This window comes from Mycobacterium sp. NGS58 (assembly GCF_059812385.1).
On sequence record NZ_JCALCO010000002.1, the window covers coordinates 54,313 to 76,751 of the forward strand.

Annotated in this window: 20 protein-coding genes and 1 pseudogene; 8 read left to right on the plus strand and 13 right to left on the minus strand. The window is 67.4% G+C overall.

Annotation, left to right across the window (positions count from 1 at the left end; all coding sequences use genetic code 11):
- Positions 1-137 precede the first annotated feature (137 nt).
- The 5 genes from aftB to glf are packed head-to-tail and all read right to left on the minus strand — an operon-like array spanning position 138 to position 6,676.
- Positions 138-2,111 carry a terminal beta-(1->2)-arabinofuranosyltransferase gene (gene aftB / locus AC5Y4H_RS02180; protein WP_499978208.1) on the minus strand — a complete coding sequence of 658 codons (1,974 nt, stop codon included), beginning with the start codon at positions 2,109-2,111 and terminating at the stop codon, positions 138-140.
- Entirely contained in the window at positions 2,098-3,006 is a 909-nt protein-coding gene (locus tag AC5Y4H_RS02185; RefSeq protein ID WP_499978210.1) for a decaprenyl-phosphate phosphoribosyltransferase, read from the minus strand. The genes aftB and AC5Y4H_RS02185 overlap by 14 nt, the downstream gene beginning before the upstream one ends.
- The gene (locus AC5Y4H_RS02190; RefSeq protein WP_499978212.1) at positions 3,003-3,545 is read right to left on the minus strand and encodes a phosphatase PAP2 family protein; all 543 of its coding nucleotides are present in this window, start codon (positions 3,543-3,545) and stop codon (positions 3,003-3,005) included. The genes AC5Y4H_RS02185 and AC5Y4H_RS02190 overlap by 4 nt, the downstream gene beginning before the upstream one ends.
- A complete protein-coding gene (locus AC5Y4H_RS02195; protein WP_499978213.1) occupies positions 3,538-5,424 on the minus strand; it encodes a glycosyltransferase in 1,887 nt (628 codons plus the stop codon). The genes AC5Y4H_RS02190 and AC5Y4H_RS02195 overlap by 8 nt, the downstream gene beginning before the upstream one ends.
- Positions 5,425-5,467: 43 nt before the next feature.
- On the minus strand, positions 5,468-6,676 hold the full coding sequence (glf, locus tag AC5Y4H_RS02200; RefSeq protein ID WP_499978215.1) for a UDP-galactopyranose mutase: 1,209 nt from the start codon (positions 6,674-6,676) through the stop codon (positions 5,468-5,470).
- Between the two features lie 253 nt (positions 6,677-6,929).
- On the opposite strand from glf, the gene AC5Y4H_RS02205 reads away from it, so the two are divergent.
- Complete coding sequence (locus AC5Y4H_RS02205; RefSeq protein ID WP_499978217.1) at positions 6,930-8,024, plus strand: PirG; 1,095 nt, start codon at positions 6,930-6,932, stop codon at positions 8,022-8,024.
- Positions 8,025-8,150: 126 nt separating this feature from the next.
- Positions 8,151-9,851 (plus strand): N-acetylmuramoyl-L-alanine amidase, encoded by a 1,701-nt coding sequence (locus tag AC5Y4H_RS02210; RefSeq protein WP_499978219.1) that lies wholly within the window; start codon positions 8,151-8,153, stop codon positions 9,849-9,851.
- 7 nt (positions 9,852-9,858) lie between these two features.
- Here AC5Y4H_RS02210 and AC5Y4H_RS02215 read toward each other — a convergent pair whose 3' ends face one another.
- From AC5Y4H_RS02215 to AC5Y4H_RS02230, 4 genes are read right to left on the minus strand one after another with little or no spacing between them, the layout of a single operon-like run.
- Positions 9,859-10,674 (minus strand): HAD family hydrolase, encoded by an 816-nt coding sequence (locus AC5Y4H_RS02215; RefSeq protein WP_499978221.1) that lies wholly within the window; start codon positions 10,672-10,674, stop codon positions 9,859-9,861.
- 34 nt (positions 10,675-10,708) lie between these two features.
- Positions 10,709-11,494 (minus strand): lysophospholipid acyltransferase family protein, encoded by a 786-nt coding sequence (locus AC5Y4H_RS02220; RefSeq protein ID WP_499978223.1) that lies wholly within the window; start codon positions 11,492-11,494, stop codon positions 10,709-10,711.
- 14 nt (positions 11,495-11,508) lie between these two features.
- Positions 11,509-12,264: a lysophospholipid acyltransferase family protein gene (locus tag AC5Y4H_RS02225; protein ID WP_499978224.1), complete on the minus strand. Its 756-nt coding sequence runs from the start codon at positions 12,262-12,264 to the stop codon at positions 11,509-11,511.
- A gap of 6 nt (positions 12,265-12,270) precedes the next feature.
- Positions 12,271-13,038, minus strand: a complete 768-nt coding sequence (locus AC5Y4H_RS02230) for a lysophospholipid acyltransferase family protein (protein ID WP_499978226.1) — start codon at positions 13,036-13,038, stop codon at positions 12,271-12,273.
- Between the two features lie 149 nt (positions 13,039-13,187).
- Here AC5Y4H_RS02230 and AC5Y4H_RS02235 point away from each other — a divergent pair, with 149 nt between their 5' ends.
- Together AC5Y4H_RS02235 and AC5Y4H_RS02240 are read left to right on the plus strand one after the other, a co-directional pair.
- Positions 13,188-14,738: a Rieske 2Fe-2S domain-containing protein gene (locus tag AC5Y4H_RS02235; protein ID WP_499978230.1), complete on the plus strand. Its 1,551-nt coding sequence runs from the start codon at positions 13,188-13,190 to the stop codon at positions 14,736-14,738.
- Positions 14,735-15,067: a hypothetical protein gene (locus AC5Y4H_RS02240; protein ID WP_499978232.1), complete on the plus strand. Its 333-nt coding sequence runs from the start codon at positions 14,735-14,737 to the stop codon at positions 15,065-15,067. The genes AC5Y4H_RS02235 and AC5Y4H_RS02240 overlap by 4 nt, the downstream gene beginning before the upstream one ends.
- An 8-nt stretch (positions 15,068-15,075) precedes the next feature.
- Here AC5Y4H_RS02240 and AC5Y4H_RS02245 read toward each other — a convergent pair whose 3' ends face one another.
- Complete coding sequence (locus AC5Y4H_RS02245) at positions 15,076-16,638, minus strand: phytoene desaturase family protein (protein WP_499978234.1); 1,563 nt, start codon at positions 16,636-16,638, stop codon at positions 15,076-15,078.
- Between the two features lie 61 nt (positions 16,639-16,699).
- The gene (locus AC5Y4H_RS02250) at positions 16,700-17,332 is read right to left on the minus strand and encodes a TetR/AcrR family transcriptional regulator (RefSeq protein ID WP_499978236.1); all 633 of its coding nucleotides are present in this window, start codon (positions 17,330-17,332) and stop codon (positions 16,700-16,702) included.
- 69 nt (positions 17,333-17,401) lie between these two features.
- Between AC5Y4H_RS02250 and AC5Y4H_RS02255 the strand changes: the two genes are divergently transcribed.
- Positions 17,402-17,884: a DUF2834 domain-containing protein gene (locus tag AC5Y4H_RS02255; RefSeq protein WP_499978238.1), complete on the plus strand. Its 483-nt coding sequence runs from the start codon at positions 17,402-17,404 to the stop codon at positions 17,882-17,884.
- Here AC5Y4H_RS02255 and purT read toward each other — a convergent pair.
- Positions 17,865-19,064 (minus strand): formate-dependent phosphoribosylglycinamide formyltransferase, encoded by a 1,200-nt coding sequence (gene purT / locus AC5Y4H_RS02260; RefSeq protein WP_499978240.1) that lies wholly within the window; start codon positions 19,062-19,064, stop codon positions 17,865-17,867. The two genes, AC5Y4H_RS02255 and purT, sit on opposite strands and share 20 nt — an antisense overlap.
- Positions 19,061-20,323: a serine--tRNA ligase gene (gene serS, locus AC5Y4H_RS02265; RefSeq protein ID WP_499978242.1), complete on the minus strand. Its 1,263-nt coding sequence runs from the start codon at positions 20,321-20,323 to the stop codon at positions 19,061-19,063. The genes purT and serS overlap by 4 nt, the downstream gene beginning before the upstream one ends.
- A gap of 112 nt (positions 20,324-20,435) precedes the next feature.
- Between serS and AC5Y4H_RS02270 the strand changes: the two genes are divergently transcribed.
- The 3 genes and pseudogenes from AC5Y4H_RS02270 to AC5Y4H_RS02280 all read left to right on the plus strand — a co-directional run bounded on the left by AC5Y4H_RS02270 (position 20,436) and on the right by AC5Y4H_RS02280 (position 22,434).
- Positions 20,436-21,818: a septum formation family protein gene (locus AC5Y4H_RS02270; RefSeq protein ID WP_499978244.1), complete on the plus strand. Its 1,383-nt coding sequence runs from the start codon at positions 20,436-20,438 to the stop codon at positions 21,816-21,818.
- A gap of 4 nt (positions 21,819-21,822) precedes the next feature.
- A pseudogene (locus tag AC5Y4H_RS02275) lies at positions 21,823-22,242 on the plus strand (metallopeptidase family protein); the annotation flags it as partial.
- Complete coding sequence (locus AC5Y4H_RS02280; protein ID WP_499978609.1) at positions 22,243-22,434, plus strand: hypothetical protein; 192 nt, start codon at positions 22,243-22,245, stop codon at positions 22,432-22,434.
- Positions 22,435-22,439: the final 5 nt, after the last annotated feature.

The window sequence follows — 22,439 nt, forward strand, 5'->3', positions numbered from 1 at the left end:
TAAAAGCGGGTGATTTTGCATGTGCTTGACGTCCGTTGCCAGCTGGTGAGAGGCCAAATGTGATGTTGCTGCCATTCTTTCGCGGCCGGCGAGCTGTGATTTGTTCGCCGTGTGCCGAAAATTCTTCTGCGCGACTCTCACTCGCGAGGTGGGGGCGGCGCCTCTTCGGGCACGGGCAGTCCACACCGGGCCAGTTCGTAGCGCGGCACGCGGTCGATCCGATACCTGGTGAACCGGAAGGAATTCACCAGGTTGGACAAGAAGCGGTGCGGGGTCATCGGTGCGCGCACCGAGCTGAGCACCGCCTTCGTCTCTGGGCACTGCAGCGCCGAGACGGCCTCCGCAACCCACTGTTGATCCAGGTAGCCCGGGATCCCCGGAGGCAATTTCACCCAGGGGCCGTCGGCGATCACCCAGTCGGGGAAGAGGTTCTTGTCGTGCCCGATGCGGCCGTGCTTGAGCCGTTCCGTGTGTTGCGCAAGCGGATTCGCCAAGCCGATCTGATCGATCACCCTGACATCGAGCCCGACGTTCATGCCGACCATGCCGAGGTTGGTGAAAAACACTGCATGCTGGGGATTTTGCACGGACTTGTCACCCGGCGGCGGCGGGGCCTGCGGCACCAGATCCCATTGGATGTAGTTGCCCGACGGCAGCAGCAGCGCGCCTTCGGGGGTGTTGTTGAGGGCGGTGAGGATGGCCGCCATCCGCGGATAGCCCAGGTAGTCCGCCGCGGTCAGCGGATGTGCGTTGCCCGTGGCCTGGGAGTAGAAGCGGCGTTCATCCACAATCCCCGAATAGGTGACGTGGGTGGCATCGTCGCCCATCCCCGGTGAATTCGCCGCCCACAGCGACCAGCCGGCCAGTCCAAGCCACAACGCGCCGGCGGCACCGGCGACCCAGTTACCGGTCTCCCGCGAATAGTCCTGGCCGTCGGGGATGGCGATCGGGATGACGGCGACCGGAGCCAGCAGACAGAACAGCGGGGCCAGCAGCACCCGGGCATGCATGAAGTCGCCGCCTTGCCGGATCCAGTAGAAGGCCTGCAGCAGGCCGCTGACCACCACCCACGCGACCACCGCGGGCGGACTGTGCACGGCGCGGGCCACGCGCCCGTAGTCGGGCGCCAGCGCGGGACGCAGGAACGACGGCCGCCGGCGGGCGGCGAACAGCAGCACGCCCAGCGGTACGAGCAACACCAGGGGTATCCACACCGCATACGGCGCGTCGAAGTTGAAGAGGTAGATCATGCCCTGCGACCACTTGTCCCCGGCCGCGTCCTTGGCCAGGGCCGTGCCGGGCACCAGCAGGCCGTAATAGCCCATCCGGAAGATCTCGTAGGCGACCGGCACGAAACCTCCGGCCACGATGATCAGCGCCCGGCGTCGCCAGGTTCGGGCGGCGACGAGCATCATGATGAGCGCCAGGCCGCCCATGAGCGCAAGTTCCGGCCGGACCAGCACGCTGAACCCGGCAACGAACGCCAGAAGGCCGGCGAACACCTTGTTATCCGCGCGGTTACGCACCGGCTGCGCCCAGCAGACCATCATCCACCACAACAGCCCGAGATAGGCCAGCGTCAAACCGCTCTCCAGACCGGACGTGGCGAAGTCCCGCGCCGGCGGCAGCGCGATGTACACCAGCGCGCCCGCGGGCAACATGATGGCCCTGCGTCCCCGCAAGCTCGGCGCATACAGCCGCGCGGCGCCCAGCATCAGCAGCGCCACACCCACCACCGATCCCACCAGCGCGAGCGCGAGCGCCACGTACTCCATGCGCAGCGGGCCGCCGACCCAGCTGCCGACATACATCAGGTAGGTCCAGGCGGTGGAGGTGTTGGCTTCCACCCGCTCACCCTGGTTGAACACCGGCCCATTGCCCGCGAGCAGATTGCGCACGGTGCGCAGCACGATGAGGCCGTCGTCGGCGATCCACCGGCGCTGCCAACTCCCCCAGCCGAACAGGACGGCGACCAGCGCCACGCTGATCCACAAGCTGACCCGCACCATGGTGGTGTACGGAAACACCGGCCAGCCGGGCCGCCTGATCACCGGCCGGCTGCGCATCATCCGCGCTTTGAGAGCCTGCAGTTCGGGGCTAACCGAAGGCAACGGCCGCTCCGACTGTTGCGATCCACGCCAGGAACAGCAGCTGCAGGACGCGGTCGCGCAGCGCGATGTCCTCGGGTTCGCCGGCCAGCCCGCCGTCCACGTCGACCGCGTAGCGCAGGATCGCGATGGTGAACGGGACCATGGACACCGCGAACCACGACCCGGAGTGGTGGTCGCGCTCGAACGCCCACAGGCCGTAGCAGATCACCACGGCGGTGGCCGAGAGCGTCCACACGAATCGCAGGTAGGTGCTGGTGTAGCTCTCCAGCGACTTGCGGATCGCCGCGCCGGTGCGCTCCGCGAGTTGCAATTCGGCATAGCGCTTGCCGGCCACCATGAACAGCGAGGCGAATGCGGCCGACAGCAGGAACCATTGCGACAGTGGGATGTCGGTGGCCACACCGCCGGCGATGGCCCGCAGCAGGTATGCCGACGACACGATGCAAATGTCAAGCACGGCTTGATGTTTGAGGCCGAAACAGTACGCCAGCTGCATGGCGAGGTAGACGGCCATCACCAGCGCCAGGTTCGGCGTCACGACCCATGCGATACCCAGCGAAGCCACACCCAGCAGCACCGCCAGACAGTAGGCCAGCCACTCCGGGACGATGCCCGCCGCGATCGGGCGGAACTTTTTGGTCGGGTGCTCGCGGTCGGCCTCGACGTCGCGCACATCGTTGACCAGATAGACCGACGACGCCGCCAGGCTGAACACCACGAACGCCAGCCCCACCTGCGTGAGCATCTGCGCGTAGTCGTACCGGATACCGCTGCCCAGCCCGGCCACCGGCGCGGCCAGCACCAAAACGTTCTTCACCCACTGCCGGGGGCGTATCGCCTTGATCACCCCGGTGACCAGGTTGCCCGGCGGTCGGGTCACGACGTCCTCACTCATTCGGCTCCACCTCTTGCGACCTCTTGTGCGCGGCGCGCGATCGCCGCAACGACGGCACCGAGGGCGATGCCGAAGGCCACGTCGCTGGGGTAGTGCACGCCCAGCAGCATGCGCGACAACGCCATCGGCGGCACCAAGACCGCGGGCAGTGGCAGGCCTGTGGTCCGGCCCAGCAAAACGGCCGCGGCGGTGGTCGAGGTGGCATGTGCGGACGGGAAACTCAGCTGGCTCGGCGTGCCGACGTTCACCACGACGGCGGGATCGTGCGGCCGTTTGCGGCGCACGATCCGCTTGACGACGACGGCGGCCGCGTGTGCGACGAACGCCCCTGCCCCGGCCGCCAGCCAGTCCGACCGTCGCTTCGGCGAAAGCACCGCTCCGAGCGCGGCGACGACCACCCAGCCGATGCTGTGCTCACCGAAGTGGGACAGCGCGCGCGCCACCGGTAGCACGCCGGGACGATCGCTCAATGCGGCCTGGACGGCGACGAGCGCGGCCACTTCGCCGCGCGGTGCCTGTGCGGCAGCGGCCTCATGCATGTTCTGCAGCTGGCAGCAACGCCGTCTCCCACTTCTGCTTGCTGGACAACACGGGCAGCGCGCCGCGGTACACCCGGCGCATCTCGTCGAATCGGCTGAGCAGCTGGCGCTGGCGGCGCAGGGATGCCAACAACAGCGAGAACATCTTTCGCCGATCCCGCTGGCGGTAGACCACACCACAACCGTCAGCCGTGGTGACCGTCACGCCGTCGACCGTGCACAGCCGGAACCAGCGCGCATCCTGGGTGGGCACGTTGAATTCGGGCCGGGTGTGGGATTCCGGGTCGGCCTTGGTCATGTTGTGCAGGATTCCGCGGGCCAGCCGGTAGCCGATCGACACCGGGTTCACCGGCGGCTTCATCGCCTTGGTTTTGTGCTGGGGTGAAGCGAGCTCGCTGGCCGCGGGCAGCACGACGGCGTCCGGGTACTCCTTGCGCAGGCGATGCACCTCGGGCAGGACGGATTCCAGGATCGAAAAGATGTGCTCGGGTCCGGCGAGGAAGTCGTCGATGGCCCGGTTCTGGATCGCGACGGTCGAATACTCAAGGCAGGCAAGGTGTTTCAGCGTCGCCTTGAGGTGGCTGCGAACCAGACCGGTGATGTCGCCGTCCCAGTGCAACGATGCCACCACCAGCCGGTTGCGCAGGTGGAAGTAGGCCTGCCAGTCGATGGCGTCGTCCTTGTCGCTCCAGGCCATGTGCCAGATCGCGGCGCCGGGCAGCGTGACGGTCGGGTAGCCGTGCTCGCCGGCGCGCAGACCGTACTCGGCGTCGTCCCATTTGATGAACAATGGCAGCGGTTGGCCGAGATCCTCGGCGACCTGGCGCGGGATCATGCACGTCCACCAGCCGTTGAAGTCGACGTCGATGCGACGGTGCAGCAGAGCGCTGCGATCGTTCTTGTCGTTCAACGGAAATTTGGCGAAGTCGTGGTCATACTCGGCATGCGGCGCGGCGGTCCACATGAAGTTCGCCTGGTTGACGACCTCGCCCATGATGTGCAGGTGTGACGGCTCCTGCAGGTTGAGCATCTGGCCGCCGATCAGCGTCGGCGTCTTGGCGAAACGATTGAGCGCAAGCACCCGCAGGATCGTGTCCGGCTCGATGCGAATGTCGTCGTCCATGAACAGAATCTGTTGGCAGTCCGTGTTTTTCAACGCCTCGTACATCACCCGGCTGTAGCCGCCGGAGCCTCCGAGGTTGGGTTGATTGTGGATGGACAGCCGGCTGCCCAGGCCCGCGGCCGCCGCCGCGAAGTCCGGGTGATCGCGCACCTTGCGTACACCCTGATCCGGGACGATGACCGCGCCGATAACCTCGTCCACCAACGGATCCGCGGTCAGATCGGCCAGCGCGTTGACGCAGTCCGCGGGGCGGTTGAACGTGGGGATGCCGACGGCGATGTTGGCCGTGCCCGGAGCGGGCTCGGTGGCATACCAGCCACCGCTGATCAGGTTGACCGCGGTGTCGGTGGTGATGTCGAACCAAATCCACCCGCCGTCCTCGAAAGGCTTGAGGGCGACCTCGATCTCGACGACGGCCGGCTGCTCCTCGGTGCCGACGAATTGGCGGCCTTCCACGGAGATGCGCACCCCGGTGGCCTTCGTCCGGTAGACGTCGACCCGGCCGGTTCCGGTCAGCTCGACCCGCAGGACCACCGACTGACAGATGGACCACCGCCGCCAGTAGCTGGCCGGGAAGGCGTTGAAGTAGGTGGCGAACGACACCTCCGACTCTTTGCCGATCTCCAGCGAGGTGCGGCTGGTTGCGTGGGCGCGCCGGGCGTTGGTCGTGGATTCCTCGAGATACAGCTTGCGCACGTCGAGCGGTTCGCCGGGACGCGGCAGGATGATCCGGGACAGCAGGCTCACGGCACTCATTTAGGCGCCACTCCTTCTCTGCTCTGCATCGTCGTGGCGCGCATCAGCGCGCGCCTTCCGCTTTGTTCTGGGCTTCCGTCAGGGACGCGCCGTCCCGCAGGTGCGGCGCGAGGACGTTGTCGTACATGTTCAGGGCGCTGGCGATGGCCATGTGCATGTCCAGGTATTGGTAGGTGCCCAGCCGGCCGCCGAACAGCACCTTCGACGACGCGGTCTCGGATTTCGCCCGGGCTCGATATGCGGCCAACAGGGCGCGGTCGGCCTCGGTGTTGATCGGGTAGTAGGGCTCGTCGTCGTCCTCGGCGAAGCGCGAATACTCCCGCATGATCACGGTCTTGTCGGCGGGATAGTCGCGCTCGGTGTGGAAGTGACGGAACTCGTGGATGCGGGTGTAAGGCACGTCGGGGTCGTTGTAGTTCATCACCGGCGTGCCCTGGAAATCCCCAATGGGCAGCACTTCCACCTCGAAGTCGAGGGTGCGCCAACCCAATCGGCCCTCGATGTAGTCGAAGTAGCGGTCCAGCGGCCCGGTGTAGACGACGGGAGCGTCGGGGCTGTCCGCGCGCAGCTCGTCGCGAACGTCGAACCAGTCCGTGTCCAGCCTGACCTCGATGCGGTCATCGGCGGCCATGTTGCGCAGCCAGGCGGTGTAGCCGTCGACGGGCAGGCCCTCGTAGGTGTCGGAAAAGTAGCGGTTGTCGAAGGTGTACCGCACCGGCAGGCGGGTGATGTTCGCCGCGGGCAGCTCCTTCGGGTCGGTCTGCCACTGCTTGGCCGTGTACCCCTTGACGAAGGCCTCGTAGAGCGGCCGGCCGATCAGCGAGATCGCCTTCTCCTCGAGGTTCTGGGCGTCGGCCGTGTCGATCTCGGCGGCCTGCTCGGCGATGAGCTTGCGGGCTTCGTCCGGGGTGAAGTACTTGCCGAAGAACTGCGACACCAGGCCCAGCCCCATCGGGAACTGGTAGGCCTGCCCGTTGTGCATCGCGAACACCCGGTGGCGGTAGTCGGTGAAGTCGGTGAACTGCCGCACGTAGTCCCAGACCCGCTTGTTGGAGGTGTGGAACAGGTGCGCACCGTACTTGTGCACCTCGATGCCGGTGCGGGGCTCGGCTTCTGAGTAGGCGTTGCCCCCGATGTGCGGTCGGCGGTCCACGACGAGGACGCGCTTCCCGAGCTGGGTAGCCACGCGCTCGGCAATGGTCAGTCCGAAGAATCCAGAGCCGACGACGAAAAGATCGAAACGAGCGGTCATCGGTTGCTTAGGGTATCCGACCGCGTGGCCCTAACCCATTTGGCGAGGCCATGCGGCGGCGTTGGCTCGGTGACGACGGCCGTCGGCGCGCCTGGGATCCGCGATCACAGTCGGGGTCGCAATAGCCTCACGATTCAATATCACCACTCTAGTAACAGCCCCACCACTCGTACCATCGACTTTGTGTGATTCCCGCCAGATAGGAGCGGTGGGACGCGCCGACACAACACATAGTCAGATTGAGGAGACTTCCGTGCCGAACCGACGCCGACGCAAGCTCTCAACAGCCATGAGCGCGGTTGCCGCCCTGGCAGTGGCGAGTCCTTGCGCATACTTCCTTGTTTACGAATCAACCGCCGGCAGTAAGGCGCCCGAGCATCACGAGTTCAAGCAGGCCGCGGTGATGAGCGATCTGCCCGGCGAGCTAATGGGCGCGCTGTCGCAGGGCTTGTCGCAATTCGGGATCAACCTGCCCCCGGTGCCCGCCCTGAGCGGGGGTGCAACCAGCACACCGGGCCTCGCCAGCCCCAGCCTGGGCACTCCCGGGCTGGGAACCCCCGGTCTGGGGACGACGGGCCTGACCAACCCGGCCATGACGAGTCCCGGCTTGACCAGCCCCGGCCTGACCAGCCCCGGCCTGACCAGTCCCGGCCTGACCAGCCCCGGCATGGCGCCCATGACGCCCGGGCTCACCGCGCCCGGCGCGTTGCCGACCACCCCTGGTGGCGGCGTCGCGACACCGGGTGCCGGGCTCAACCCCGCGCTCTCCAACCCGGGGCTGACCAGCCCGGCCGGTGTCACGCCGGGTCTCGGTGGCCCGGCGATGTCGCCGAGCGAGGTGCCGATCGACTCCGGGGCCGGGTTGGACCCGGGCGCCGGTGGCACCTACCCGATCCTGGGCGACCCGTCCACCTTCGGTAACGCGTCGCCGATTGGCGGCGGCGCTACCGGCCTGGGCGGTGGCTCGGGCACCGGTGGCGGTGCCAGCGGCGGTCTGGTCAACGATGTGATGCAGGCCGCCAACCAGTTGGGCGCCGGCCAGGCGATCGACCTGCTCAAGGGCTTGGTCATGCCGGCCATCACGCAGGGCATGCATGGCGGCGCTGGTGCCGCCAGTGCTCTGCCGGGCGCGGCGGGTGCCCTGCCGGGTGCGGCGGGTGCACTGCCTGGTGCCGCCGCCGGTGCCCTGCCGGGTGCCGCGGGTGCCCTGCCGGGTGTGGCCGGTGCCCTGCCGGGTGCCGCGGGCGCCCTCCCGGGTGCCGCCGCGGGCGCTCTGCCCGCTGCCGCGGGTGCGGCCGGTGCGTTGCCGGCGGCCGCCGGTGCACTACCGGCACTGCCCCCGGTCTAGTCCTCTACAAACCCTCCACAAGACGGCACCGCAGATCATCTGCGGTGCCGTCGATCTTTGGAGATTCACCGCACGCGGCTCGTGTCGTCTCACGAATAACATCAGAACCACACGTAACATCGGCTGGTGTCTCGCAGTCGTGCGCCGACGATGTTGCTCACCGCCCTGGCGGCGACTGTCGTCCTGGTCTCGTGGGTGACGAACACGACACGCGATCGCGGGACCGCCGGCCCGCCCGCGTCACACGCCACTCAACTCGTCGAGCAGCCACTGATCGGACTCGGCCCGGGCGTCACGGTCCGCGAAATCAGTCAGGTCACCCCGTTTTCTCTGGTCGCGCTGACCGGCGACCTGGCCGGCACGTCCACCCGCGTGCGTGCGAGGCGCCCCGACGGTTCGTGGGGTCCCTGGTATCAGACCGAGTACGAAACGGCGGCACCCGACCCGGCGGCGCCCCCGGCGGGCGCCGAAGAGACGACGGGGCCGGACCGCCCCGGCGGGGCGACAGAGGGACCCCGGGGAACCGATCCGGTGTTCGTCGGCACCACCACGACCGTCCAGATCGCGGTCACCCGCCCGCTTGACGCGGCGGTGACCCTGGGGGCGCCGCCCGCTTCGGGGGGACCGGCCCCGCCGCCTCCCAGCGCGAAGACCGATCTGGGCTACAGGCCGGCCTCCCGGGAACAGCCCTTCGGGCAGAACATCTCGGCCGTCCTCATCTCCCCACCCCAAGCGCCGGCCAAAACACGTTGGACACCCCCGGCGGGCGTCTTGATGCCCGGCCAGGCTCCGCCCATCATCGGCCGAGCCGAATGGGGCGCCGATGAGTCGCTGCGCTGCGGTAGCCCGCAGTACGACAACGGGATTCGGGCTGCGGTCGTCCACCACACCGCGGGCAGCAATGACTACTCGCCGCTTGAATCGGCCGGGATCGTCAAGGCCATTTACACCTATCACAGCAAGACGCTGGGCTGGTGCGACATCGCCTACAACGCGCTGGTCGACAAGTACGGTCAGGTCTTCGAGGGCAGCGCGGGCGGTCTCACCAAGGCGGTCGAGGCCTTCCACACCGGCGGATTCAACCGCAACACCTGGGGTGTGGCGATGATCGGCAACTTCGACGACGTGCCCCCCACCCCGATCCAGCTCAGAATGATGGGCCGGCTGCTCGGCTGGCGGCTGGGCCTGGACGGCGTCGATCCGAAGGGCACGGTGCAACTGGAATCGGCCGGCAGCCACTACACCACTTTTCCGGCCGGCTCCATCGCAACGCTGCCGACCATCTTCACCCACCGCGACGTGGGGAACACCGATTGCCCAGGCAACGCCGCCTACGCGCTGATGGACGAAATGCGTGATATCGCTTCCCATGTCAACGACCCGCCGGAAGAACTGCTCCAGGCGTTGCAGGGCGGTGCGATCTATGACCACTGGCAAGCGATGGGCGCAATGAACAGCGTGCTGGGAGCCCCTACCTCGCCGGAAGACAGCGCAGAAGGCGACGCCCGTTTCGTCACCTTTGCCCGCGGCGCGATGTACTGGTCACCCGAGACCGGCCCTCAGCCGGTCACCGGGGCCATCTACGACGCGTGGGGCTCGCAGAGCTACGAACGTGGCCCGCTCGGGTTGCCGACCAGCGCGGAAATCCAACAGCCGCTGCAGATTACCCAGAACTTCCAGCACGGCACGCTGAACTATGAGCGGCTGACGGGAAACATCACCGAGGTGGTGGACGGGATCACGGTTCCGCTGACCACCGAATCGCCAAGCGGCCCAACGGTACCGGCCGAGCACTTCTCGCTGCCGTCGCATCCGACGCCGACATGACCCGCCGCTAGAGCCACCAGCGTTCCAGCACCCGGCCCACCCCGTCGTCATTGTTGGTGGTGGTGACCTCGTCGGCGGCCGCCTGCACGTCGGGATGGGCATTGCCCATCGCCACGCCGTGGCCCGCCCACCGCAGCATCGGCAGGTCGTTGGGCATGTCGCCGAACGCGACGACCTCTTCGGCGGCAATCTCCAACGGCCGCGCGATCTCGTCGATACCGGTGGCCTTGCTGGTCCCCAACGGCACGATCTCGATCAGGCCGTTGTTGGTGGAGTAGGTGATGTCGGCCTCGACACCGATGTGCTTGGCCAGTTCGGCGGCCATGTCGTCGCTGCGGGCCCCGGACCGGCGAATGAGCAGCTTGATCGCCGGGGCGCTGAGCAGATCCTGGATCGACACCTCGGTGTTGTCCGGGTTCAGCCACGCGTGCTCGTAGCCCGGCGAGCTGACGAACTGGGGCGTCGCCGTGTCATGCGCGCTTTCGCCAATCCGCTCGACGGCCAGACCCACGCCGGGGATGACGCGGGTGGCCACCTCGGCCAACTCGGCCAGGGTGTCGACCGCCAGCGTGCGCGTGGACAGCACCCGGTCGGTCGCCGCGTCATAGATGACGGCGCCGTTGGCACACACCGACACCGGCGCGAAGCCCAGCGCGTCGGCGACGGGGCGTATCCAGCGCGGCGGACGGCCGGTCGCCACCACGAACTGCGCACCGCCGGCCACGGCGGCGCGGATGGCGTCGCGGGTGCGGGGGGAGATCTTCTCGTCGTCGTCGAACAGGGTGCCGTCGACGTCGCAAGCGACGAGCGCCGGCAGGGTCATCGACGCCGCCCGCATTGGCTGCAGACCGGACCGCTCAATGCAACCCGCTCTGGGTCTGACCCGTTCGCGTCACACCGTCGGTACCGTACTTCTTCATCCGCTCCTGCAACTCCGACAACCGGAGGGCCCGGGAATCCTCCTGCGTAGGCGCGCTACCACCCAGCCGGCGCGGCACCCAGAACTCGTCTTTCGGGTGCGGATATTCCTCTTGCACCCAATACAGCAGGTCATTCATCGCCGAACGCAGCAGCAGGTTGAGTTCCTCGGGCGTGCCGCGCGGCGGCAGCGGTTGCCCGGCCGCGACGGTGATCGGAACCTTGTTCCGAAACACCTTCTTGGGATGATCCTTGGGCCAGATTCGATGAGCGCCCCACACCACGATCGGAACGATCGGCACCTGGGCGTCCAGCGCCATGCGCGCCGCCCCGGTCTTGAACTCCCGCAGTTCGAAACTGCGGCTGATGGTGGCCTCGGGATGCATCCCGATCAGTTCGCCCTCGCGCATGCGTTGTACGGCCACATCGAGAGCGTCGTGTCCCGACCTCCGATCCACCGGGATCAGCCGGGCGTGATTGATGACGTAGTTGACCGCCTTCACGTCGGCCATTTCCGCCTTGATCATGAAGTAGGCGCGCCGCCGGCGTTCCCGGACGGCCATCAGCGTCGGCAGCCAGTCCAGGTAGCTGGTGTGGTTTTGGGCCAGCAGGGCGCCGCCGCGCGCGGGAATGTTTTCCAGGCCGTGATACGTGAACTTGGTGCCCTGCATCGCGACCATCGGCGGGACGACCCATTCCGCCAACCGGTAGAAACCCTCCGGCATGCCTTCTCCTTCGCCTACTGCGGCGGGGGCCCGGCCCTTTTGGCCGATCGAGCCGCCGCTTCGGTGGCCTCCCTGCGAGCGGCCTCGGCCGGGGTCGGCGCTCCGCCGCCCAGCCGGCGCGGCAGCCAATACGCTCCGGGCTCGCCCGGATAGCGCTCCTGCGCCCGGTGCAACAAGGTGGTCATCGAGTCGCGCAGGGCAGCGTCGGTCTGCGCGATGTCTTCGCGCGCCCGTAGCGGCGCGCCTACCTGCACAGTAATGGGTGTCTTCGCGCGGCCCACATTTCGTGGGTGATCCTTGGTCCAGATTCGCTGCGCGCCCCAGACGATCACCGGCACGATCGGGACGTCCGCTTCGATCGCCATCCGCGCGGCGCCGGACTTGAACTCCTTGAGCTCGAAGCTGCGGCTGATCGTGGCCTCCGGATACACCCCCACCAGCTCACCTTCGCGTAGCCGCTGCACCGCCACCGAGTAGGCACCCGCCCCCGCGTTGCGGTCCACCGGGATGGTGCGGGTGTGCCTGATCAGGAAATTGACCGGCTTGACCTGCTGCATCTCGGCTTTGATCATGAACCTCAGCCGACGTCCCCGGCGGTGTACGGCCAGCGCGGCCGGCAGAAAGTCGACATAGCTGGTGTGGTTGATCGCCACTACCGCGCCGCCGCGCTCGGGGATCTGCTCCTCACCGTGGTAGGTGATCCTGGTGCCGGTGGCCTTCACCAGAAGATGAGCCAGAAGCTCCAAAGCGCGAAAGGTCGGCTCCGCCATCGATCACTACTCCGGCGACCCTGCGGACCGGGCCCGCCGCGCCGCCCGGGCGGCCGCCTCCTCGGCCTCCAGCCGGGCCGCTTCCGCCAGGGAGGGGGCACCTCCGCCCAGCCGGTGCGGTACCCAGAACTCGCCGGCGGGGTGGGGCCCGTACATTTCCTGCGCGCGCTCCAGCAGATGCTGCATGCGCGAATGCAGCAACCCCTTGAGTTCCTCGATGCCCAACGTCGGCTCGATCGGTTCGCCGACCAACACCGTGATCGGAACCTCCGGACGCCACAGCTTCTTCGGGTGATCCTTGGTCCAGATCCGCTGAGCGCCCCAGACGATGTGCGGAACGATCGGGACCCCGGCCTCGACGGCCATGCGGGCGGCCCCCGATTTGAATTCCTTGATCTCGAAGCTGCGGCTGATCGTGGCTTCGGGGTAGACGCCGACTAGCTCACCGTCCTTGAGGTTCCGGACGGCGGCCTCGAAAGAGGCCGCACCGTCTTGCCGATTGACCGAAATGTGCCGCAGGCTGCGCATGATCGGCCCGGTGATCTTGTTGTCGAACACCTCCTGCTTGGCCATGAATCGCACCTTGCGGCCCAGGCCCTGCTTATAGGCCGGTAATCCCGCGAAGGTGAAGTCCAGGTAGCCGGTGTGGTTGATCGCGATCACCGCACCGCCGCTCTTCGGCAAGTTCTCCTCACCCGCGATCGTGATCTTCAGGCCCTGGATGCGCCACACCAGGCGGGCGAGCTGAATGACAGTCCCGTAAACCGGTTCCACAGCACCTCAGCCTAATGCTCCCCGCCCTGCGCCGTCACCGGACGGCGGCGGCGGGCCGGGGTGCCTGCTCGCGCTAAGCTCGGGGGCTGAAAAGTCGTCATCGCCGGCCGAGGCCGTAACGGCCTTCTACCGGCCCCAGGAAGGTATCAGTGCAGGTCACCAGCGTCGGCCACGCCGGATTTCTGATCGAGACCCAAGCGGGCAGCATTCTTTGCGACCCTTGGGTGAATCCCGCGTACTTCGCGTCCTGGTTCCCGTTCCCGGACAATAGCGCCCTGGACTGGGACGAGCTGGGCGACTGCGACTACCTGTATGTCTCGCACCTGCACAAGGACCACTTCGACGCGCAGAATCTGGCCGAGCACGTCAACAAGGACGCGGTGGTATTGCTGCCGGACTTCCCGGTGCCCGATTTGCGAAATGAGTTGCAGAAGCTGGGTTTTCACCGGTTCTTCGAGACCAGCGACTCGGTCAAACACCGGCTCGGCGGCGCGGGCGGCGACCTTGACGTCATGATCATCGCCCTGCGGGCACCGGCCGACGGCCCGATCGGTGACTCGGCGCTGCTGGTTTCCGACGGCGCGACAACGGTTTTCAACATGAACGACGCGCGGCCGGTGGACCTGGACGTGCTGGCGTCCGAGTTCGGGCACATCGACGTGCACCTGCTGCAGTACTCGGGGGCCATCTGGTACCCGATGGTCTACGACATGCCGGCCCGCGCCAAGGAGTCGTTCGGCGTGCAGAAGCGGCAGCGGCAGATGGACCGCGCCCGCCAGTACCTCGCGCAGGTCGGGGCGACGTGGGTGGTCCCTTCCGCGGGACCGCCCTGCTTCCTGGATCCCGAGCTGCGCGACCTCAACGACGACCACGGCGATCCTGCCAACATCTTTCCCGACCAGATGGTTTTCCTGGACCAGATGCGCAGGCACGGCAACGACGGCGGGTTGCTGATGATCCCCGGGTCGACCGCCGACTTCAGCGGCTCAACCCTGAATTCGCTGACCCATCCGCTGCCGACCGATGAGGTCGAAGCCATCTTCACCACGGGCAAGGCCGACTACATCGCCGACTACGCCGAGCGGATGGCACCCGTCGTCGCCGCGCAGCGGGCGAGCTGGGCGCCGGCGAGCGGGGAGCCGCTGCTGGAGCCGCTGCGCGCGCTGTTCGAGCCGATCATGTCGCAGAGCGACGAAATCTGCGACGGGATCGGCTACCCCGTCGAACTGGTGCTCGGGCCGGAGACCGTGGTCCTGGATTTTCCGAAACGGACTGTGCGGGAACGTATTCCGGACGAGAAAGTTCGGTACGGATTCGCGATAGCACCGGAGCTGGTTCGCACAGTGCTGCGCGACGGCGAGCCTGACTGGGTCAACACCATCTTCCTGTCGACCCGTTTCCGGGCCTGGCGGGTCGGCGGCTACAACGAGTACCTCTATACGTTCTTCAAATGCCTGACCGACGAACGCATCGCTTACGCCGACGGCTGGTTCGCCGAGACGCACGATGACTCGGCCTCGGTCACGCTGGACGGATGGGAGATTCAGCGCCGCTGCCCCCACCTCAAGGCCGACCTGTCGAAATTCGGCGTGGTCGAAGGAAACACGTTGACCTGCAACCTGCATGGGTGGCAGTGGCGCCTGGACGACGGGCGCTGCCTGACCGCGAAGGGCCACCAGCTGAGGAGCTCGCGGGCGTGAGCGACTCCTACGATGACGGCCTCGTCCAGCTGGACCGTGCGGCGATCACGTTGCGCCGCTACCACTTTCCATCGGGAACGGCGAAGGTGATCTCGCTCGAGGCGATCCGTGGGTACAAGGCCGAGCGGCTGGGTCTCTTCACCCAACGGTTCCGGATATGGGGCAGTTCGGACTTCCGCCGCTGGCTGCCGCTGGATATCGGCCGGCCGTTCAAGTCGACGCTGATCACGCTGGATGTCCCGGGCACCCGGCCCTCCCCCGCATTTACTCCGGCGCGCCCCGACGAGTTCACCGCCCTGTTGGACGAACTGCTGGGCCGGCGCGGTTAGGACGCCTTTCAGCGGCCCCGGTCGGCGAGGGCTTGTCGGGCCGCGTTGTAGCCGGGGATGAACGTGATGCCCGGGCCACCGTGGCAGCCCGCGCTGCCCAGATAGAGCCCTTCGATCGGGATTGGCTGGCCAAGGAACCCCCGCGGGCCCGGCCGGTTGGGACCGATCTGGTTGGCATTCAACAGGCCGTGGCAGTAGTCGCCGCCGGGGGCGCCGAACATCACGCCCATGTGTTTGGGCGTGAAGGTGGTGTGCCGGATGATGCTGCGTTCGAAGTTCGGGGCGAGCCGGGTGATCTTCTCGATCACCCGCTGGCCCATTTCGACCTTGGCCTGCCCGTAGTCCACATCGCCCTCGATCGGGAAGAACAGCGCGAACGCGGACGCGGCATGCTTGCCCTCCGGCGCGAGGCCCGGGTCGTTCTGCGATGGGATCTGCAACACGACCGTCGGGTCGGCCGGCACGATTCCGTGGCGCGCGTCCTCCCATTGCTGCTGGACTTCCTCGGGCGTGCAGAACAGGCCGATCGAGGCCTGCATTGCCGGTTCGTTGAGGGCTTCGTATGGCGCGGCGAACGCGGGAGCCTCCTCGAGCGCGAAGTGCATCTGCAGGTAGCTGCCGCGGTGGTCGATGCGCGCGTAGCGTTCCCGGATGTCGGCGGGCAGCTTGGCGGGATCGATCATCTCGTTGAGCGTGACGTCCGGCGCGATGCCGGAGATCACGATCGGGGCATTCAGCGTTTCCCCGGCCTCGGTGCGCACCCCCGTCACCCGCCCGTCGGCGACCAGAATCTCGGTCACCTTGGTACGCAACCGAACCTCACCGCCGTGGCCGGCCAGCACGTCGCACAGGTGCGAGGTGAGCGCCCCGATGCCGCCCCGCAGCTTCTTCATCTGCATGGTGTCGCCGTCGGGCACGCCGAGGCCGAAGGCGAGCGCGGCCGCGCTACCCGGCGTGGACGGACCCCGGTAGAGCGTGTTCACGGCCAGCACGGTCATCGAGCCGCGCAGCGCTCCATGCTTCTCGCGGTCCGGCAGGTAACGGTCCAGCACATCGGTGGCCGATCCGAACAGCATGTCGTCGATCGCCGAGCGCTCGAATTCGTTTGTGGCACAGGCATACATCTCGTCGATGCTCTTGGGTGGCGTTCCGGCTTCGAATCGGCCCAGCGCACGGGTGGGCCCCTGACTCCAGGCCATCAGCCCCGCCATGCCGTTGACGGCGTCCGCCCCGTGCACCTCGTTGAGATGGGTGAACAGCTTGACGGGGTCGCTGTACTGGACCAGCGGATCGTCACCGACACCGCGCACCGCCACCGACATCACGTCCAGGTCGATCGTGGGTATGGTGTCCAGGCCCAGCTCGTCGACCACCACCTGCGAGGTCGGGAATTGCACCGAGCCGGCGATCTCGAACTGGTATCCGTCGAAAAGCTCTACGGTGGAAGCCATGCCGCCCGCGTACAGCTTGGGATCCAGGCACACGGTGCGCAGTCCGGCCTTCTGCAGCAGCACGGCCGCGGTCAGCCCGTTATGGCCGGCACCGATAACTATCGCGTCGTAATCAGTCATGTCCTGCCCTCCGGAATGGAGGCTCGCACGACGGCAAAGTTTTGTCAATTATGACGAAACTTCAACGGGCGGCCGCCGTGACCCAGGAGTCGGTGATCCCGGCTCGCAGCGACTCCAGCGCCGCATGGCACAGCCGCGCGAGTTCTCCCAGAGACCGCTCGTCGCTGACCATCCAGACCTCCATCGCGCCGAACACCGCGGCGGCAATGCATCTGGCGGTCACCGCGGCACGCACTCGTTGGTCCGCCGTCGGATGCGCGCCGTGGGCCCGGCGGCTGCGCCGCTGCAGCTGGGCTGCGATGGCGTCGGCGAAGTCGGCCTGGACCTCCCGGATGTGCCGGACGATGCGGCCGGGATCCAGCTCGTCTTGCCGCAGTGCGGCGATTTTGGTCACGGCGTCGACATCATACGGGAAAGAGAAGATGGCCGCCTGCACCGAATCGATGATGGGTTCGTCGGCCGGCCTGTCGTCCAGCGCGGAACGAAACCAATGCAGCCCGGTGTAGTCGGCGAACAGCAGGTCGTGCTTGGAGCCGAAGTGGCGGTAGAAGGTCCGCAGCGAGACCCCGGCGTCGGCGGCGATCTGCTCGGCCGACGTGTCCTCGACGCCCTGGGCCAGGAATCGCACCAGGGCCGCCTGGCGCAGCGCCTCGCGAGTGCGCTCGCTGCGCGCCGTCTGAGCGGGCCTGACCATGGAAAGAAGGTACCAAGAAATCTTTTGACATTATTGACAAAACTTTCGGCCGCGCGCGACACTTCGCGCATGGCCTCCATCATCATTCACTTTCTGCTGGGACTTGCCTGCATCGCGGGCATCATCGCCTCCAACCAGAAGATCTACGCCAGACCTCAAGGCGGACCGTGGCTTTCGCCATTGGAATGCGTGTATTACGTGGCGGGCATAGCGTCGATCGCGTTGGGATATTGGTTCAACATCCACTTCGTGATGGCGGCGCACGGCCAGGGCAACCTGATCTCCGGGCCCGCCAGTTATCCGGAATTCATCAAGGGGCAGTTCGCCACCCCGGCCTGCGGATCCGGAAATCAGGACTACATGATCGCGAATGTCATTCTGATGCCGGTGTTTACCATCGTCGACGGCCTCCGGCGGGGCATCCGGCGCCCATGGCTGTTCTTCCTGTCCAGTTTCTTCACCAGCTTCGCGTTTCCGTTCGCCTTCTACTTCGCGACGATGGAACGCCAACGCCGGCACGAGCGCACCGCGGTCACACCGGTCGCGGCCTGATCCGACTCGCCGCCTCAACCGCGTTGCGCCGCGCGGTGTCCACGTCGTCGGCGTGAGCCAGTGCGACACCCATGCGCCGTTTGAGGAAGCTTTCCGGCTTCCCGAACAGGCGCAGGTCCGTGCCCGGTACCCGAAGCGCCTCGGCCACGCCGTCGAAGACGACACCCTTGGCGTCCACACCGCCGTAGATCACCGCGCTGGCGCCCGGCGTCCTGCACGTGGTGTCGACCGCAAGCCCGAGGATGGCGCGGGCGTGGAGCTCGAATTCGTTCTGCCACTGCGTGATCATCGTGACCATGCCGGTATCGTGCGGACGGGGGCTGACCTCGTTGAACCACACATGGTCGCCCTTGACGAACAGCTCGACCCCGAAAATCCCCTGCCCGCCCAGCCTTTCGGTGATGGCGCCGGCGATCCGCTGCGCGTTGGTCAGCGCGGCGGCCGACATCGGGTGCGGTTGCCAGCTCTCGACATAGTCGCCGCTGACCTGCTTGTGGCCGATCGGCGCGCAGAACTGCGTGCACACCTCGCCATCGCGACCGCGCGCCCGGACCGTCAATAGTGTTATCTCGTAATCGAAGTCGATGAATCCCTCGACGATCACGCGGCCGCGGCTGACGCGACCCCCGGCCATCGCATAGGTCCAGGCCGCCGTGACGTCGTCGGGCCCGTCAAGCTTGCTCTGGCCCTTGCCCGAGCTGCTCATCACCGGTTTGACGACGCACGGGTAACCGATGACCTCCGTGGCGGTCTGCAATTCGGCCAGCGAATCGCAGAACCGATACGGGCTGGTAGGCAGGCCGAGGGTCTCGGCCGCCAAACCCCGAATTCCCGCACGGTCCATGGTCAGGCGCGCCGCGAGGGCGGTGGGAATCACCCGTACGACGCCGGCCGCCTCGAGTTCCTCGAGCGCCTCGGTGGCGATGGCCTCGATCTCCGGGACGACCACGTCGGGCCTTTCGGCCTCGATCAGAGCCTTGAGTTGGTTCGGATCCGACATCGCGATGGTCCGCGCGTGGTGGGCCACCTGCTGGCCCGGCGCGTTGTCGTAGGAGTCGACCGCGATCGTCTCCACACCGAGGCGTTGCAGCGCGATCACCACCTCGCGGCCGAGTTCGCCGGAGCCCAGCAGCATGACCCTGGTCGCATCCGGCGTCAGCGGCGTCCCGATGGTGGTCATCGACCGACGGGCTCCAACACCTCGGCACCGACGAACGGCACCAGCGCCTCGGGCACGCGCACGCTGCCGTCGGGCTGCTGGTGGTTCTCCAGGATCGCCACCAGCCAGCGCGTGGTGCCCAGCGTGCCGTTGAGCGTGGCCGCCGTCTGTGGTTTACCCGCCTCGTCGCGATACCGGGTGGCCAGCCGGCGCGCCTGGAAGGTGGTGCAGTTGGACGTCGACGTCAGCTCGCGGTAGGCGCCCTGAGTCGGAACCCAAGCCTCACAATCGAATTTGCGGGCGGCCGACGAGCCGAGGTCACCCGCGGCGACGTCGATCACCCGATACGGCACCTCGATTTGGGCCAGCATCTCGCGCTGCCAGCTCAGCAGCCGCTGGTGTTCGGCCTCGGCGTCGGTGGGGGTGCAGTAGACGAAGCCCTCGACCTTGTCGAACTGATGCACACGGATGATGCCGCGGGTGTCCTTGCCGTAGCTGCCGGCCTCGCGGCGGAAGCATGACGACCACCCCGCATACCGCAGCGGCCCGCCGGACAGGTCGAGGATCTCGCCTGAGTGATAGCCCGCCAGCGGCACCTCCGAGGTGCCCACCAGGTAGAGGTCGTCGGCCTCGACCCGGTAGACCTCCTCGGCATGCGCGCCAAGGAATCCGGTGCCGGCCATCACCTCCGGGCGCACCAGCACCGGCGGAATCATCGGAACGAAACCGTTCTCGACGGCCAGCCGCAATGCGAGCTGCAGCAGGCCGAGCTGCAACAGCGCGCCCTTGCCGGTCAAAAAGTAGAACCTCGACCCGGACACCTTGGCCCCACGCTGCATGTCGATGAGCCCGAGCGATTCACCGAGCTCCAGGTGGTCCTTCGGGTCGTCGATCGCGGCTGGCTCGCCGACCACATCGAGGACGGCGAAGTCGTCCTCCCCACCGGCGGGCACCCCGTCGATGACGACGTTGGAGATCGCCATGTGCGCCGCGGTGAACGCCGTCTCCGCGTCGGCCTGGGCCGCTTCGGCGGCCTTCACCTGCTCGGCCAGCTCCTTCGCGCGCGCCAGCTTGTCGGGCCGCTCCTCCGGAGACGCCGCACCGACGCTCTTGCTGGCGGACTTCTGCTCGGCCCGCAGGCCGTCGGCCGACGAGATCGCGGCCCGGCGGGCGGCGTCGGCCGACAACAGGGCGTCTACCAGCGACGGGTCCTCCCCACGACTTACTTGGGAGCGGCGCACGGCGTCGGGGTCTTCCCGGAGCAGCTTCAGGTCGATCACGGCCCTGAGACTACTTTCACCGCTTCTCGCCGGCTGCCGGAGCATCCGCCCGCAGTGGTCGCAGGACTCACATCAGTAACTTTTGTCAAGCATCTCCGGCGCTGCTGTCAGAATGGAGCGGATGTCGCAAGCGCCCGAGAGAGAACTGTCGGAAGGCCGGGGGGTCGAGCCGTCCGTCGCCTCGACCGACGAGCCGTCCGGTCATGAGCCGTCGGCCTTCCTTTGGCCACGCAGCCTGCAGGCCCGGGCGACCCGTCGTGCGCTACTGCTGACCGCGCTCGGTGGCCTGTTGATCGCGGGCCTGGTCACCGCGATCCCGGTCGGGGGCCCCGGATCGGGACGGTTCCTCGACAGCAGCCCCGTGCGCAGCACGGGCACCAAGAGCGACGCCGCCCTGAACCGTGCCACCACCGGGCAATGCCTGATGTGGCCGGAAACCACTCCCGAATCGGCGAAGATCGTCAACTGCGGCGACGAGCACAAGTTCGAGGTCGCCGAATCGATTGACATGCGGACGTTCCCGGGCGCCGAGTACGGCCCCAACGCCGCGCCGCCGACACCCGCGCGCATCCAGCAGATCACCCAGGAGCAGTGCGAGGCCGCCGTCCGCAATTACCTGGGGCCCAAGTTCGACCCGAACAGCAAGTTCATCGTCAGCCTGCTGTGGCCCGGGGACCGCGCCTGGCGCCAATCCGGCGATCGCCGCATGCTGTGCGGCCTGCAGCTGCCCGGCACGAGCAATCAGCAGCAGGCCTTCAAGGGCAAGGTCGCCGACGTCGACCAGTCCAAGGTGTGGCCGACCGGCACGTGCCTGGGTATCGATTCGGCGACCAACCAGCCGACCGATGCGCCGGTCGAGTGCGCGGCGCCGCATGCGATGGAAGTCACCGGCACCGTCAACCTGGGCGAGAAGTTTCCCGGTGGCCTGCCCGCCGAGCCGGACCAGGACGGCTTCATCAAAGACTCGTGCACCAAGATGACGGACGCGTACCTGGCGCCGGTCAAGCTGCGCACCACCACCCTGACGCTGATCTACCCGACGGTGCCGCTGGCCAGTTGGACGGCGGGCAGCCGCGAAGTGGCCTGCAGCATCGGCGCCACGCTGGGCAACGGCGGCTGGGCCACACTGCTGAACAGCGCCAAGGGTCAGCTGCTGATCAACGGCCAACCGCCGGTGCCACCGCCCGACATTCCCGAAGAGCGGCTCACCATGCCGCCGATTCCCCTTCCGGCTCCGGCGCAGCCGCCGTCCACCCAGACCGGTACCGGTCCCGGCCCGGCACCCGAAATCCCGCCGAACAACCAGCACCTGCCCGGCCAGCAGCCGGCGCAGCAGCCCCAGCAGGCCCCGCAGCAGCAGGCTCCGCCGCCCGCGGATAACGGCGCCCCGCCGGCCAATCCGGCACCCGAGGCACCCGCGCCACCGCCGGCGCCCGCGCCACCGGCGAACCCCGCACCAGAGGCGCCGCCCGCCGAGCCCCCGCCCGGAGGCTAGACGGGTGTCCGTGCGGATGACTCCGCAGCGCTTTGACGAACTGGTTTCCGACGCCCTCGACCTGATCCCGCCAGAGCTGGCGGCCGCCATGGACAACGTCGTAGTCCTGGTCGAAGCCCGCCATCCCGAAGACACCGAACTGCTCGGGCTGTACGAGGGGGTGGCGCTGACCGAGCGAGACTCCGACTACTTCGGCTCCCTGCCGGATGCCATCACCATCTACCGCGAGGCGCTGCTGGACGTGTGCGAGTCCGAGGACGAGGTCGTCGAGGAAGTGGCGATCACCGTGATCCACGAAATCGCACACCACTTCGGCATCGACGACGACCGGTTGCACGAGCTGGGCTGGGCCTGAGCACTCCCGTGCCCGCCTCCCGGGCGCGGCAGCACGGATTTGTCCGCGCCAAGTGCTATTAACTCACCTATGAGCATTGACTGCCGCGACTGCCGGGCAGGCTTAGATCACTGTCACGGCACCATCATTCGCCATGCGTTGCACCGGTCGGAATGCACGGAGCCGGACTGCTTCACTCCTGAGTTGTTACCGCACGCCTTCGTGATCGACTGCGACGCCGTGGGCTGCGCGTGCACCGAAGTGATCGCGCTGGCCGTCTGACCGAA